This is a genomic window from Faunimonas sp. B44, assembly GCF_052655945.1.
Genome location: NZ_JBQYEX010000002.1, coordinates 110,420 through 124,689, shown reverse-complemented (window position 1 = coordinate 124,689; position 14,270 = coordinate 110,420). Strand labels below are relative to the sequence as shown.

13 protein-coding genes are annotated in these 14,270 nt (G+C 68.3%); 2 read left to right on the top strand and 11 right to left on the bottom strand.

Going from position 1 to position 14,270, the window contains the following annotated elements; genetic code table 11:
• Positions 1–25: 25 nt before the first annotated feature.
• Together ACUN0C_RS03780 and plsX are read right to left on the bottom strand one after the other, a co-directional pair.
• Entirely contained in the window at positions 26–997 is a 972-nt protein-coding gene (locus tag ACUN0C_RS03780; protein ID WP_445464994.1) for a beta-ketoacyl-ACP synthase III, read from the bottom strand.
• Complete coding sequence (plsX, locus tag ACUN0C_RS03775; RefSeq protein WP_445464993.1) at positions 994–2,052, bottom strand: phosphate acyltransferase PlsX; 1,059 nt, start codon at positions 2,050–2,052, stop codon at positions 994–996. Before plsX ends, ACUN0C_RS03780 begins: the two co-directional genes overlap by 4 nt.
• Before the next feature lie 153 nt (positions 2,053–2,205).
• On the opposite strand from plsX, the gene panC reads away from it, so the two are divergent.
• Together panC and ndk are read left to right on the top strand one after the other, a co-directional pair.
• Positions 2,206–3,060 carry a pantoate--beta-alanine ligase gene (panC, locus tag ACUN0C_RS03770; protein WP_445464992.1) on the top strand — a complete coding sequence of 285 codons (855 nt, stop codon included), beginning with the start codon at positions 2,206–2,208 and terminating at the stop codon, positions 3,058–3,060.
• A 93-nt stretch (positions 3,061–3,153) separates the two neighbouring features.
• Positions 3,154–3,576: a nucleoside-diphosphate kinase gene (ndk, locus tag ACUN0C_RS03765; RefSeq protein ID WP_445464991.1), complete on the top strand. Its 423-nt coding sequence runs from the start codon at positions 3,154–3,156 to the stop codon at positions 3,574–3,576.
• A gap of 76 nt (positions 3,577–3,652) precedes the next feature.
• On the opposite strand, the gene ACUN0C_RS03760 is transcribed toward ndk, so the two are convergent.
• The 9 genes from ACUN0C_RS03760 to ACUN0C_RS03720 all read right to left on the bottom strand — a co-directional run bounded on the left by ACUN0C_RS03760 (position 3,653) and on the right by ACUN0C_RS03720 (position 14,037).
• A complete protein-coding gene (locus tag ACUN0C_RS03760) occupies positions 3,653–4,945 on the bottom strand; it encodes an O-acetylhomoserine aminocarboxypropyltransferase (protein WP_445464990.1) in 1,293 nt (430 codons plus the stop codon).
• Between the two features lie 140 nt (positions 4,946–5,085).
• Positions 5,086–6,333 (bottom strand): phenylacetate--CoA ligase family protein, encoded by a 1,248-nt coding sequence (locus ACUN0C_RS03755; protein WP_445464989.1) that lies wholly within the window; start codon positions 6,331–6,333, stop codon positions 5,086–5,088.
• Between the two features lie 34 nt (positions 6,334–6,367).
• On the bottom strand, positions 6,368–7,210 hold the full coding sequence (locus tag ACUN0C_RS03750) for an ABC transporter ATP-binding protein (RefSeq protein WP_445464988.1): 843 nt from the start codon (positions 7,208–7,210) through the stop codon (positions 6,368–6,370).
• A gap of 60 nt (positions 7,211–7,270) precedes the next feature.
• Positions 7,271–8,590 (bottom strand): ABC transporter substrate-binding protein, encoded by a 1,320-nt coding sequence (locus ACUN0C_RS03745; RefSeq protein WP_445464987.1) that lies wholly within the window; start codon positions 8,588–8,590, stop codon positions 7,271–7,273.
• A 125-nt stretch (positions 8,591–8,715) separates the two neighbouring features.
• Positions 8,716–9,795, bottom strand: a complete 1,080-nt coding sequence (locus ACUN0C_RS03740; RefSeq protein WP_445464986.1) for a branched-chain amino acid ABC transporter permease — start codon at positions 9,793–9,795, stop codon at positions 8,716–8,718.
• A 6-nt stretch (positions 9,796–9,801) separates the two neighbouring features.
• Positions 9,802–10,239: a hypothetical protein gene (locus ACUN0C_RS03735; RefSeq protein WP_445464985.1), complete on the bottom strand. Its 438-nt coding sequence runs from the start codon at positions 10,237–10,239 to the stop codon at positions 9,802–9,804.
• A gap of 1 nt (position 10,240) precedes the next feature.
• A complete protein-coding gene (locus ACUN0C_RS03730) occupies positions 10,241–11,218 on the bottom strand; it encodes a branched-chain amino acid ABC transporter permease (protein WP_445464984.1) in 978 nt (325 codons plus the stop codon).
• 12 nt (positions 11,219–11,230) lie between these two features.
• Positions 11,231–12,052 carry an ABC transporter ATP-binding protein gene (locus tag ACUN0C_RS03725; protein ID WP_445464983.1) on the bottom strand — a complete coding sequence of 274 codons (822 nt, stop codon included), beginning with the start codon at positions 12,050–12,052 and terminating at the stop codon, positions 11,231–11,233.
• Positions 12,049–14,037, bottom strand: a complete 1,989-nt coding sequence (locus ACUN0C_RS03720) for an AMP-dependent synthetase/ligase (protein ID WP_445464982.1) — start codon at positions 14,035–14,037, stop codon at positions 12,049–12,051. The genes ACUN0C_RS03725 and ACUN0C_RS03720 overlap by 4 nt, the downstream gene beginning before the upstream one ends.
• Positions 14,038–14,270: the final 233 nt, after the last annotated feature.

Sequence of the window (14,270 nt, the reverse complement as noted above, 5' to 3'; positions counted from 1 at the left end):
GGTCAACCGGAATGGCTGAAACAATTCACCAGCGTATCAATGCGGAGCCCCAGGTGAAGCCGCCGCCCATCGCTTCCAGCAGGACGAGGTCGCCCTTCTTGATCCGGCCGTCCCGTCGCGCCTCGTCGAGCGCGAGCGGTATCGAGGCGGCGGAGGTGTTGCCGTGCCGCTCTACGGTGCAGACGACCTTCTCCGACGCGATGCCGAGTTTCTTCGCGCTCGCGTCGATGATGCGCTTGTTGGCCTGGTGCGGCACGAACCAGGCAATGTCGTCGGCGTCCGTCCCGGTCGCCGCAAACGCCTGGTCGATCACGTCGGCGATCATCCCCACCGCGTGCTTGAAGACCTCGCGGCCCTCCATCCGGAGATGGCCGACGGTGCGCGTCGAGGACGGGCCGCCGTCGACATAGAGCTTTTCCTTGTGCTGCCCGTCCGACCGCAGGTGCGAGGTCAGGATGCCGCGATCGGTGAGCGCGCCGGGCTGCTCCTGGCCCTCGAGCACGACGGCGCCCGCGCCGTCGCCGAAGAGCACGCAGGTCGTCCGGTCGGTCCAGTCGAGGATGCGGGAGAAGGTTTCCGCGCCGATCACGAGCGCACGCTTGAACTGGCCGGTCCGCAGCAGCGCGTCGGCTGTCGACAACGCGAAGACGAAGCCGGTGCAGACGGCCTGCAGGTCGAACGCCGCGCCGTGATGGATGCCGAGCCGGTGCTGGACCGCCACGGCCGTCGCCGGGAAGGTGTTGTCCGGCGTCGACGTGCCGACCACGATGAGGTCGATGTCGCTCGCCGCCAGTCCGGAATCGGCGAGCGCCCGCTCGGCCGCCGCCAGCGCGAGGTCCGACGTCATCTCGCCTTCTGCGGCGATGTGGCGTTCCCTGATGCCGGTCCGCTGGATGATCCACTCGTCGGACGTGTCCACGAGCGTCGCGAGGTCTGCGTTCGTCAGGACCTTCTCGGGAAGATAGCTGCCGGTCCCAAGGACCACGGATCGAATCATGCGCTCTCTGCTCCGGCGGGTACGGCTGCCGGCCGCGTCTGCACCGCGATGCGATGCTTCACGATCTGGTCGAGCAGATCGTGCCGGGCCATCTCCCGCGCCAATTCCACCGCACTCGCGAATCCCTCCGCGTCCGTGCCGCCGTGGCTCTTGATCACCATTCCGTTCAAACCCAGGAACACGCCGCCATTGACCTTGCGGGGATCCATCTTCTCGCGCAGCCGGTCGAAGGCGGAGCGCGCGAGCAGGTAGCCGAGCCGCGCCATCATCGTCCGCGACATGGCCGCACGCAGGTACTCGGCGATCTGCCTGGCGGTCCCTTCGGCGGTCTTCAGGGCGATGTTGCCGGCGAACCCCTCCGTCACCACCACATCGACCGTCCCCTTTCCGAGATCGTCGCCCTCCACGAAGCCGCGGTACTCGAAGTGCACCTGGTCGCTCTCGCGCAGGATCTGGCCCGCCTTGCGGACCTCCTCCACGCCCTTGATCTCCTCGACGCCGACATTCAGCAGCGCGACCGTCGGGCGTTCGAGGTCGAACACCGCCTGCGACATGGCCGCGCCCATGACGGCGAAGTCGACCAGCATCTGCGCGTCCGAACCGATCGTCGCGCCGACGTCGAGGACGATGCTCTCGCCCCGCAAGGTCGGCCAGATCGCGGCGATCGCCGGCCGCTCTATGCCTTCCATCATCCTGAGGCAGAACTTCGACATCGCCATCAGCGCGCCGGTGTTGCCGGCGGAGACGGCCGCCCTCGCCTCGCCGTCGCGCACCGCCTGGATGGCGCGCCACATGCTCGACTTCCACCGCCCCTTGCGGAGCGCCTGGCTCGGCTTGTCGTCCATCTGCACCGCAACGTCGCAATGATGGAGGACGGCGACGGCCGCGAGCGCCTCGTGCCGCGCCAGGATCGGCCCGACCAGTTTCGAATCGCCATAGATGACGAAACGGAGGTCCGGGCATCGTTCCAGTGCGAGAGCCGCCCCGCCGATGATCACGCCCGGGCCGCGGTCGCCGCCCATGGCGTCCAGCGAGATCGTGATCGGCTCAGCCATTCATGAAGTGCGTCCCTCGGCGCTGCGGCCGGACAATAGCGTCTGGTGCCGCCGAAACAAGCAGCGAGGCGCACCGTGGCGCACCTGATAGTCGCCGCCCCGGCCCTTGCGCAAGCCGTGCGCGCCGACTAGCCAGCAGCAACGGAGGAGCGGATGAAGCCGGATACGGTCCGAACGCGCGCGGATCTCAAGCAGATCGTGGATGAGTGGCGCCGCAGCCGCCTCACCGTCGCCATGGTCCCCACGATGGGCGCGCTCCATGCCGGGCACCTGGCGCTCGTCCGCGCCGCTTCCGAGGCGGCGGACCGCGTGGTGGTGACGCTCTTCGTCAATCCGAAGCAGTTCGGCCCCGCCGAGGATTTCGGCTCCTATCCCCGCACCGAGGACAGCGACCGGGCGCTGCTGGCGGAGCTCGGCGTGGACGTCCTGTTCGCGCCCTCGGCCGCGGAGATGTACCCGGACAGCTTCGCCACTTCGGTCAGCGTCGGCGGCCCCGCGGAGGGCCTGGAGACCGCTTTCCGGCCGCACTTCTTCTCCGGGGTGGCGACCGTCGTCGCCAAGCTGCTGATCGCCGGCATGCCGGATAGGGCGTTCTTCGGCGAGAAGGACTACCAGCAGCTCCTCGTCGTCCGCCGCATGGCCGCCGACCTCGGCCTGCCGACGGAGATCGTCGGCTGCCCGACCGTCCGCGAGCCGGACGGCCTCGCCCTCTCCTCGCGCAACGCCTATCTCGACGCACGCGAGCGCGCGGCCGCGCCGGCGCTTCACCGCGGGATGGCGGAGGCCGCGGAGCGGATACGTTCGGGCGAGCCGCCGGAGCCGGCCATCGCGGACGCCCTCGCCGCGATCCGTGGCGCCGGGTTCGTGGTCGACTATCTCGAGATCCGCAACGCCGACACCCTCGCCCCGGTCGCGGACTGGCGGAAGGACCCGCTCCGCATGCTCGCCGCGGCCCGGCTCGGCCGCACCCGACTCATCGACAACATCCCGGTGCCGAATCCGGCGTGAGGGGACGCGCCAGAGGCCGCGCCTTGCCGCGCATCCGGGCCGCCGCTATAGCTCCGCGCCGAAAACCCACCCCAACGACAGCAAGGCATCCTCATGGCGATCGAGCGCACCTTTTCCATCATCAAGCCGGACGCGACGGAGCGGAACATCACCGGCAAGATCATCGACAAGCTGGAAGGCGCCGGCCTCCGCGTCGTGGCGCAGAAGCGCATCCGGATGACCCGGCAGCAGGCCGAGGGCTTCTACGCCGTCCACAAGGAGCGGCCGTTCTTCGGCGAGCTCGTCGAGACGATGACCGCGGGCCCGGTGGTGGTCCAGGTGCTGGAAGGCGAGGACGCGATCGCGAAGAACCGCGAGGTCATGGGCGCCACCAACCCGAAGGATGCCGCGCCCGGGACGATCCGCAAGGAGTTCGCCCGCTCCATCGGCGAGAACTCGGTGCACGGCTCCGACGGCCCGGACACGGCGAAGCAGGAGATCGCGTTCTTCTTCAAGGACGACGAGATCGTCGGCTGAGCCCCGAGGCGGCCGGCGCGACCGGCCCGACCGCCCACCGATCAGCGGGGCCCGCGCGCGCGGGCCCCGTTCCGTTTCAGCCCGCGGCGGACGCGAACGCCTGCTCCAGGTCGGCGATGATGTCGTCCTTGTCCTCGAGCCCGACCGAAAGGCGGATCACGTCGGGCCCGGCGCCGGCCGCCGCCTTGTGCTCGTCGGGCACCTGCCGGTGCGTCGTGGACGCCGGGTGGATGATCAGCGAGCGCACGTCGCCGATATTGGCGAGGTGCGAGAAGAGCTTCACGTTCTCGACGATGGCGACGCCGGCATCGTAGCCGCCGCGGACGCCGAAGGTCATGACGGCGCCGGCGCCCTTCGGCACGTAGCGTTTCGCCAGATTGTGGTAGCGGTCGCCGGGCAGTCCCGCATAGCTCACCCACGTCACCTGCGGATGCCCGGAGAGCCACTCGGCGACGGCCAGCGCGTTCTCGCAATGGCGCTGCATCCGCAGCGGCAGCGTCTCGATGCCCTGCAGGATCATGAACGCGTTGAACGGCGAGATCGCCGGCCCGAGGTCGCGCAGTCCCAGCACCCGGCAAGCGATCGCGAAGGCGAAGTTGCCGAACGTCTCGTGCAGGACGATGCCGTGATATTCCGGCCGCGGCTCCGAGAGCATCGGGTAGCGGCCCTCGCGCGACCAGTCGAACGAGCCGGCGTCCACGATCACTCCGCCCATGGACGTGCCGTGGCCGCCGAGGAACTTGGTGAGCGAATGCACGACCACGTCGGCGCCGTGCTCGATCGGCCGGCAGAGGTAGGGGGTCGCCAGCGTATTGTCGACGACGAGCGGCACGCCGGCGCGCCTGGCGACCTGCGCGATCGCCTCGATGTCGACGACGATCCCGCCCGGATTGGCGATCGATTCGATGAAGATCGCCTTGGTGCGCGGCGTGATCGCGCTCTGGAAGCTCTCGACGTCGTCGGTGTCCGCCCAGGCGACGTTCCAGCCGAAGCTCTTGAAGGACTGGCTGAGCTGGTTGATGGAGCCGCCATAGAGCTTCTTTGCCGCGACGATCTCGTCGCCCGGCTTCATCATCGTGTGGAACGCGATCATCTGGGCCGCGTGGCCGGACGCGACGGCGAGCGCCGCCGTGCCGCCCTCGAGCGCCGCGACCCGCTCCTCGAGCACGGCCTGGGTCGGATTCATGATCCGGGTGTAGATGTTGCCGAAGGCCTGCAGCCCGAACAGCGAAGCGGCATGATCGACGTCGTCGAACACGAACGAGGTCGTCTGGTAGATCGGCGTGGCGCGCGCGCCGGTCGCCGGATCCGGCTGTGCGCCGGCATGGATCGCGAGCGTATCGAATCCCGGGCTTCTCTGTTCGGACATCATGTTCCCTCACCTCGGTCGCCGGCCGCTCCGGCGCCGCGCACTCTCTAGCCCATCCGTTCCCGCCCGCGCAAAGCCTGCCGGCCGCCCGATCGGCGGGAGGAGCTCGCCCGCGCGCGGTCCGCTGAGCCGCCGGGACCTCAATCGTATTTCCGAAGGTCCTCGATCACCTTGCCGTCGTTCGGCAGCGTGCCGGGCGGGACCGCTTCCACCTCGCCCCGGAGCCGGGTCTCGGCCTGCAGCGTCGCCGCGATCGCGGCGGGATCCAGCGCCTGGTCCGTCTTAGGCTCGGCGCGGAGCGTCATGCGGTCCTGCTCCCCGGCCCGCTCGACCACGAGCCGGGCGCGGCCGATCTCCGGGTGCCGCTTCAGGACGGCCGCGATCTGCGCCGGATCGACGAACATGCCCTTCACCTTGGTCCGCTGGTCGGCGCGGCCGAGCCAGCCCCGGAGCCGGGTGTTGGTCCGGCCGCAGGGCGATGGACCGGACAGGACGGCGGAAAGGTCGCCGGTGCCGAACCGCACCAGCGGATAGGCCGGGTTGAGCGTCGTCACCACCACCTCGCCGACCTCCCCTTCGGGCAGGATCTCACCGGTGCCGGGCCGCACGATCTCCACCAGCATGTCCTCGCTCGCGACCAGTCCGGGGCAGACCGCGCCTTCGTGCATGGCCTCGTAGGCGATCACCCCGACATCGGCGTTCGCATAGGCCTGCATCACCGAAATGCCGCGCCCGGCGTAGAACTGCCGCAGCTTCGGGAAGAGCGCCCCCCCAGAGACGAGCGCACGACGGAGGGAGGACACGTCCCTGCCGGTCTCCTCCGCCTTTTCGAGGATCACCTTCAGGAAGTCGGGCGTGCCGACGTAGCCGGTCGCCTTGAGCGCGGCGATCGTCTCCGCCTGCCGCTCGCTCTCGCCCGGACCGGACGGAAATACGTTGCAGCCGAGAGCGCGCAGGCCCTCGTCCAGCATGAATCCGCCCGGGGTCACGTGGTGCGAGAAGCAGTTGACGACGCGATCGCCGCGCCGGAAACCCGCGGCATGGAGCGCGCGGGACACGGCCCAAGGGTCGATCCCGGGCGGCTGCGGCTCCCAGATCGGCCCGGGCGACATGAACATGCGCGTGCCGACGAGCGCGGCGGCCGGGACGAAGCCGCCAAATGGCGGGTCCTCGGCCTGAAGCGCCTTGAGGCGTTGCTTCCGAAGGACAGGCAGGGTTGCGAGGGTCTCGCGCGATGTGATCGCCGTGGGATCGACGGACCCGAGATGGCGCTTCAGCCCTGGCGCGGCCGCGAGGGCGGCCTGAAGGAACTCGGCGAACCGCGCGAAGAAGCGGGTTTCCCGCTCGGCCGGGTCGCGTGTTTCCAGGCTGTCGAAATGGTCCGCCATGTCTCTCCTGCCAGGCTTCGACGGGAACCGGCCGTCAGGCCAGCCAGCGCTTGCGGCGCTTGTAGTGCTTCACGTCGCGGAACGACTTCCGCCCCTCGCCGCCGATGCCGAGATAGAACTCCTTCACGTCGGCGTTCTCGCGCAGCGAGGCGGCCGGGCCGTCGAGCACGACGCGCCCGGATTCCAGGATGTAGCCGTAATCGGCGAAACGGAGCGCGATGTTCGTGTTCTGCTCGGCGAGCAGGAACGACACCTGCTCCTGCCGGTTGAGCCGCGCCACGATCTCGAAGATCTCCTCCACGAGCTGCGGTGCGAGGCCCATCGACGGCTCGTCGAGCAGGATCATGTTCGGGCGGCTCATCAGCGCGCGCCCGATCGCGGTCATCTGCTGCTCGCCGCCCGACGTGTAGCCCGCCTGCGAGCCGCGCCGTTCGCGCAGACGCGGGAAATAGCTGTAGACGAGGTCGAGGTCGCGTCTGATGGCAGCCGCGCCGTCGCGCCTCGTAAAGGCGCCGGTCAGCAGGTTCTCCTCCACAGTCAGGTGCCCGAAGCAGTGCCGGCCCTCCATCACCTGGATGCAGCCCCGGCGCACCAGCGCGTTCGGCGAGAGCGCATCGACGCGCTCGCCGCGGAACTCGATGCTGCCCTTCGTCACCTCGCCGCGCTCCGCGCGCAAGAGGTTCGAGATCGCCTTGAGGGTGGTCGTCTTGCCGGCCCCGTTCGCGCCGAGCAGGGCCACGATCCCGCCTTGAGGCACGCTGAGCGACACGCCCTTCAGGACGAGGATGACGTGGTCGTAGATGACCTCGATGTTGTTGAGGACGAGGATCGGGGCGGCGGAGGCGGCAGCCGCACCAAGTGCCGTTTCAGTCGCCATCGCCGCTGCCCCATCGTGGAGAGGTGCCGCCCGGCGAACGTCGCCGGGCGGGAGTGCCGATCAGCTCCGGGCGCATGCCTCGGTGCGCTCCGGCCAGGGGGCGTTCGCCGCGACGTAGTCGTCGGCCGCCTTCTGGAGCAGCGGCCCGACGACGTCGGTCATCGGCTCGAACCAGTCCGACGCCTGCACCCATTTCGACCCGTCCCACTCCTGGACGTAGACCTTGTGGTGGCCGGAATGGTTCTCGCAGGTGATTTTGATCGGGGACATGAAGCCCTCGAGCCCGATCTCCTTCAGCCGCTCCTCGCTGATGTCGAGGTTCTCGAGCCCGACCCGCATGTCCTCGGCGGTGATCGCCTTCTTCCCGGTGATCTCCTGCGCGGTCCTGATCCCCTCGGCCATCAGCACGGCGTTCATGACGCCCCGATTGTAGAGGTTCTCGCCGAACTTCGCGGCCTCGACCTGGCTCTTGCCGGCGTCCACCACGTGCTTCTTGATGTCCTGGAGAGCGGGATAGTCCGGGCCGACGCCGTTGATGTTGAGCGTCCGGTAGCCCTTCGCCTCCTGCCCGCCGGCGCGCGCATCGTCCTCGCCGCCGGACCACCAGACCCCGTAGAACTTGTTCATGGGGTAGCGGATCTTGGTGGCTTCCTTAACGGCGGTGGGGTTCATGGCGCCCCAGCCCCAGATGATCATGTAGTCCGGCCGGTCGCGTCGGACGTTCAGCCATTGCGACGACTGGTTCTGCATCTCCTGGCCGGGCACCGGATATTGCACGAGTTGGAAGCCGTACTTCTCGGCCAGCTGCTGGAGCAGCGGAATGGGCTCGCGGCCGTAGCCGGCGTCGAGGAAGATGTAGCCGATCTTCTTGCCCTTCAGATTGTCGACCCCGCCTTCCTGCTCGCCGATGTGCTTGATGACCGCCGAGGCGCCGTCCCAATAGGTGTCGGGCGGAATGAAGACCCATGGGAACTTCTCGCCCTGCGCGGATGCAGACAGGCCGTAGCCCATGGAGAGCACCGGGATCTTGTCGACCCCGGCCTTCGGGATGACCTGCAGCGTGATGCCCGTCGACCACGGATTGAAGACGACGGTCTTCTTGGCCTTGGCGGCCTCGTAGCACTCGACGCCCTTCTGCGTGTCGTAGCCGGTCTCGCACTCCTCGACCTGGATCCGCACGCCGCCGACGCCGCCGTCGCGCTCGTTCAGCATCCGAAGGTAGTCGTGCATGCCGTTCGCGATCGGGATGCCCGAGCCGGCATAGGGGCCGGTGCGATAGGTCGGCAGCTGGATGAAGATCGATTCCTGCGCGCTCGCCGCCGCAATGCCGGCGAGGAGCGCGATGCAGCCGATGCCGGCCGTCAGCACTTTCCGCTTCATTCCTTCCTCCCAATCTGGCGTTTTCGCCTGTTCCGGACCGCCTTCCCCACCGGAGCGGTCCCTGTCCGGATTCTATGGCGGCGCCGCAGCGGCCGGCAATCCGCCGTGCGGCCCGCAAACCCTCCTCAGCCGTAAGGGAACGGCCAGACCTTCAGCTTCTCCTTGCCGATCTGCCAGAGCCGCGCGAGCCCGTGCGGCTCCACGATGAGCAGGAACACGATGAGCGCGCCGACCAGCATGAAGGTGAGGTGCTGCACCGTCTCCGCCCCGACCGAGATCCCGATCGCGGGCAGGACCGAGCGCAGCACCACCGGCAGCACCCAGATGAAGGCGGCGCCCATGTAGCAGCCGATCAGGCTGCCGAGCCCGCCGAGGATCGCCATGAACAGGATCTGGAAGGAGAGCCGGATCGAGAAGGACGACGGCTCGGCCGCGCCCAGCCAGAAGAACACCATCATCGCGCCGGCGACGCCGCAGATGTAGGACGACACGAAGAAGGCCGAGAGCTTGGCCCTGAGCGGCCTCACGCCGATCAGCTCCGCGGCAATGTCCATGTCGCGGATCATCATCCAGCTCCGCCCGATATGGCCGCGGAGCACGTTCTTGATGAGGAGCGTGAAGGCGAGCACGATCGCCAGCACGATGAAATAGCGCGTCAGCGGATGGGCGGCCGGGCCCGACGCGATCATCCCGAAGGCGCGCCGCGTCGGCACCTCGATCGCGCCCGACGGGTTGTAGTTGTAGAGCCAGGGAATGCGGATGAACGCCCATTCCAGGAAGAACTGCGCGGCGAGCGTCGTCACCGCCAAATAGAGCCCCTTGATCCGGAGCGACGGCAGGCCGAACAGCACGCCGATCCCGGCCGCGAAGAACCCGGAGAGCAGCACCAGCAGGATGATGTTGGCGCCCGGGAAGTAGGTCGCGAGCTTGTAGCAGGCATAGGCGCCCACCCCCATGAAGGCCCCCGTCCCGAGCGAGAGCTGGCCGGCATAGCCGGTCAGCACGTTCAGCCCGATCGTCGCGAGCGCGAAGATCAGGAACGGGATCATGATGGAGGTGAGGAAGAACGAATCGGCCCAGAGCGGTATGACGACGACGGCCACGATCAGGGCGACGGCGAGCCCGATGCGGTCCTCCCGCAGCGGGAAGATGGCCGTGTCGGCCTCGTAGCTCGTCTTGAACTGGCCCGCCTCGCGATAGAACATCGGTCCTCACACAGCCGGTTCGTCTTCGAAGCGCTGCCGCATCGCACGCGAGCGGCCCGTGCTTGCGCCGGCCTCGGAGCGGAACGTGCCCGCCATCAGGTTCGGCCCCGCCACCTGCCAGTCGACCGACGCCCCGATGTCGCGGTCGGGATGGGCGGGCGAACGCTCGACGATCTCGAGCGTCACCCGGCCGCCCTCGATGCTGCCGGCGATCGCCAGAAGCGAGCGCTCCGTCGACGGGATGAGCTCGTGGCCGACGCGGTACTTCTCGCCAGAGCCGGTGATGCGGGAGCCGTCCTGCCGGAGCGTGACCTGGAAGCGGATCTCGAGGCCGACATAGCGCGCGACGCGCGATTGCGTGACGTGATGGATGACGTCCCACCGGCCGGCGAGATCGACCGCGTCGTCCGCCACCCCGGTCCTCTGGTGGTCCGCCGCGCCCATGTCAGACCCGCTCGATGATGCGTTCGCCGAACAGCCCCTGCGGCCTGAACAGCAGGAAGATCAGCGCGATCACGTAGGCGAGCCAGCTCTCGATGCCGCTGCCGATCAGCGGGCCCCAGTAGATCTCGCCGAGCTTCTCGCCGACCCCGATGATGAGGCCGCCGACGATCGCGCCGGGGATGGAGGTGAAGCCGCCGAGGATCAGGACGGGAAGCGCCTTCAGCGCCACGATCTCGAGCGCGAAGGACACGTCGGAGCGCGCGCCCCACATGATGCCCGTGGCGAGCGCGACGATGCCGGCCGCGAACCAGACGATGGCCCAGATCTGGTTGAGCGAGATGCCGACCGAGAGCGCCGCCTGGTGGTCGTCGGCGACGGCGCGCAGCGCCCGGCCGATCCGGGTCTTGTTGAAGAAGATGCCGAGCACCATGACCATCACGATCGCGACCACGGCGGCGGCGATGTCGAGGTGCTGGAGCACGACGAGGCCCGGCCCGCCGTCCGGGCCGAGGCCCGGCGGCTCGAACACGGTCGAGCCGGTCGGCAGGCCGAGCTCCGACGTGATCATCACCTTCGGGTTGCCGCCGAAGACGAACTCGCCGAGCCCGATCAGGAAGTAGGTCAGCCCGATCGTCGCCATCAACAGGATGATGTCCGGCTGGTTGACGAGGTGGCGCATGACGAGCCCCTCGACCGCCAGCGCGAGAACGCCCATGACCGCGATCGCGAGGATGAGTGCCAGCCAGGCCGGCACGCCCGCCTCGTGCAGGCCGACGAGCGTCAGCGCCGCGAACACGACCATGATGCCCTGCGCGAAGTTGAAGACGCCGGACGCCTTGAAGATCAGCACGAAACCGAGCGCGATGAGCGCATAGAGGATGCCGCCGACGAAGCCCTCCCAGAGCACCTGCAGCAGGAAATCCGGCTGGGCCGCCATCTGCAGGAAGGGGTCGATCAGGACGAGGTGGAGCGTGTTCATGGATCTCCCGCCTCAGTGCGCGACGCCGAGATAGGCATCGATGACGTCCTGGTTGGCCCTCACCTCGGCCGGCGAGCCGTCGGCGATCTTGCGCCCGTAATCGAGCACCACCACCCGGTCCGAGAGGTCCATGACGACGCCCATGTCGTGCTCGATCAGCGCGATGGTCGTGCCGAAGAGCCGGTTCACCTCGACGATGAATCGGCTCATGTCCTCCTTCTCCTCGAGGTTCATGCCGGCCATCGGCTCGTCGAGGAGAAGCAGCGTCGGCTCCATCGCGAGCGCGCGGCCGAGCTCGACGCGCTTCTGCAGGCCGTAGGGCAGCTTGCCGACCGGCGTGCGGCGGATGTGCTGGATCTCGAGGAAATCGATGATCTCCTCGACGCGCCTGCGGTGCGCCACCTCCTCGCGCCGGGCCGGACCGAACCAGACGAGCTGCCAGAGCATGTTCCGGTGCATCTGGAGCGAGCGCCCGGCCATGATGTTGTCGAGCGTCGACATCCCCTTGAAGAGCGCGACGTTCTGGAACGTGCGTGCGATCCCCTGCTTGGCGGCCACATAGGGCCGCATGCGCCGCCGGACCTGGTTCCGGAACGTGATCGTGCCCTCCTGCGGGTGGTAGAAGCCGTTGATGACGTTCAGCATCGACGTCTTGCCGGCGCCGTTCGGGCCGATGATCGCGCGGATCTCGCCTTTCCTGATGTCGAACGAGATGTCGGAGATCGCCTTCACCCCGCCGAAGCGCAGCGAGACGTTGCGGACGTCGAGGAGGACCTCGGCCTCCACCTTGGCCGGAGCGCCTCCGGGGCCGCCCGCTTCCGCGCCGCTCCTCATTCGGCGGCCTCGGCGAACGGCGCGGCCTCGGCGGCGTAGACCTTCATGTCCCGGATCTTGAGGGTGGCCGCGATCACGCCCTTCCGGCCGTCCTCGAAGGTCACTTCGGTACGGACCGCCTTCTCCGTCGAGCCGTCGTAGAGCGCCTCGATCAGCTCGCGATAGCGCTCGGCGATGAAGCTCCGCCTCACCTTCTGCGTCCGTGTCAGTTCGCCGTCGTCGGCATCGAGCTCCTTGTGGAGCACCAGGAAGCGGTGGATCTGGGCGCCCGCCATCAGCGGCTCCCTGGCGAGTTCCTGGTTCACCTGGTCGACGTTGGCCGCGATCATGTCGTAGACGGCCGGATGGGCGGCGAGCTCCTGGTAGCTCGCATAGGAGATGTTGTTCCGCTCGGCCCAGTTGCCGAACGACACCAGGTCGATGTTGATGAAGACGCAGACCCTGTCGCGCCCGTCGCCGAAGGCCACCGCCTCCTTGATGTTCGGGAAGAACTTGAGCTTGTTCTCGATGTATTTCGGGGGGAAGAGCGAGCAGTCCGTGAGGCGGCCGACATCCTTGGCGCGGTCGATGATCTTGAGGTGTCCGGCGGCGTCGAAGAAGCCGGCGTCGCCGGTGTGCACCCAGCCCTCGGCCGTCTTGGTCTCGCGCGTGGCCTCCTCCTGCTTGTAATAGCCGAGGAACACGCCCGGGGAGCGGTAGAGCACCTCGCCGCTCTCGGCGATCCGGATCTCCACGTCGGGGGCGGGCCGCCCGACCGTGTCGGCTCGGATCTCCCCGTCCGGCTGCATGGTGATGTAGACGGAGGCCTCGGTCTGCCCGTAGAGCTGCTTCAGGTTCAGCCCGAGCGAGCGGTAGAAGCGGAAGATCTCCGGCCCGATCGCCTCCCCCGCCGTGTAGCCGACCGTCAGGCGCGAGAACCCCATCCGGCTGGCGACCGGGCCGTAGACGAGCACGCGGCCGAGCGCATAGAGCAGCCGATCCGTGACGGGCACCTTCTCGCGGTTCAGGATCTTCTCGCCGGAACGGTTCGCCACCGCCATGAAGTAGCGGAACATCGCCCGCTTCAGCCGGCCGGCATCTTCCATCCGCACCATGATGAGCGTGAGCAGCGTCTCGAACACCCGCGGCGGCGCGAAGAAATAGCTCGGCCCGATCTCCCGCCGGTCGGTGATGACGGTTTCCGGGCTCTCGGGGCAGTTCACGCAATAGCCGGCGAGATAGGCCTGCGCATAGGAGAAGATGTGGTCGCCCACCCACGCCATCGGGAGGTAGGCGATGGTCTCCTCGCCCTCCCCGAGCCGGTCGAAAGCGTTGCCGTTGCGGGCCGACAAGACGAGGTTGTCGAAGGACAGCATGACGCCCTTCGGCCGGCCGGTGGTGCCGGACGTGTAGAGCAGGATCGCGAGGTCGGATCCCTTCCCGAGATCGACCGAGGCGAGCCAGCGCGCCTCCGCCTGCGCATCCTCGGCAAGGATGCTTCGCCCCCGCTCCTGGACCTCGTCGAAGGCGTGGAGCCGCGGATCGGTGTAGTCGCGAAGGCCGCGTGCCTCGTCGTAGACGATGAGGTTCAGCCCGGGCATCTCGTCCGCCACCGACAGCACCTTGTCGACCTGCTCCTGGTCCTCGACGACGGCCGCGGCGATCTCCGCGTGCTGGAGCACATAGGCCATCTCGGAAGCGATCGCGTCGGCGTAGAGCGGCACCGGCACGGCGCCGATCGCCTGCGCGGCGCACATTGCCCAGTACAGGCGCGGCCGGTTCTGCCCGATGATGGCGACCTTCGCGCCGCGCTCCACGCCGAGCGCCGCGAGGCCGTTGGAAAAGGCGCGGACTTCGTCGAGCACCTCGCCCCAGGTCCAGCTCTGCCAGATTCCGAGGTCCTTGTGGCGGTAGGCGGGCCGGCGACCGCGTTCGGCCGCGTTGCGGATCAGAAGTTTCGGAAAGGTGTCGTTGCGCGCCGGGATCGGCCGCACGCCATCCGCCATCGAAGTTCCCTACCCTTGAGCCGGCACCCTTCGCGGATGCTCTTGCTTGGCCGCACTCTACGGCAGGAACCTGCCAGATCAAAGAATGCCGCGACGATTGGCCGTTAGTCGTAGAACGAACGCCCGGGGGCGCGCTCGCGGCACTTGCGGCACTCCGCCGCGCACGTGGCGCCGGATCGACGCGATCGCGCCTCGCGTAGCGTGGTGTGTTTCCCGGGCTCGAAGGCTTCTGC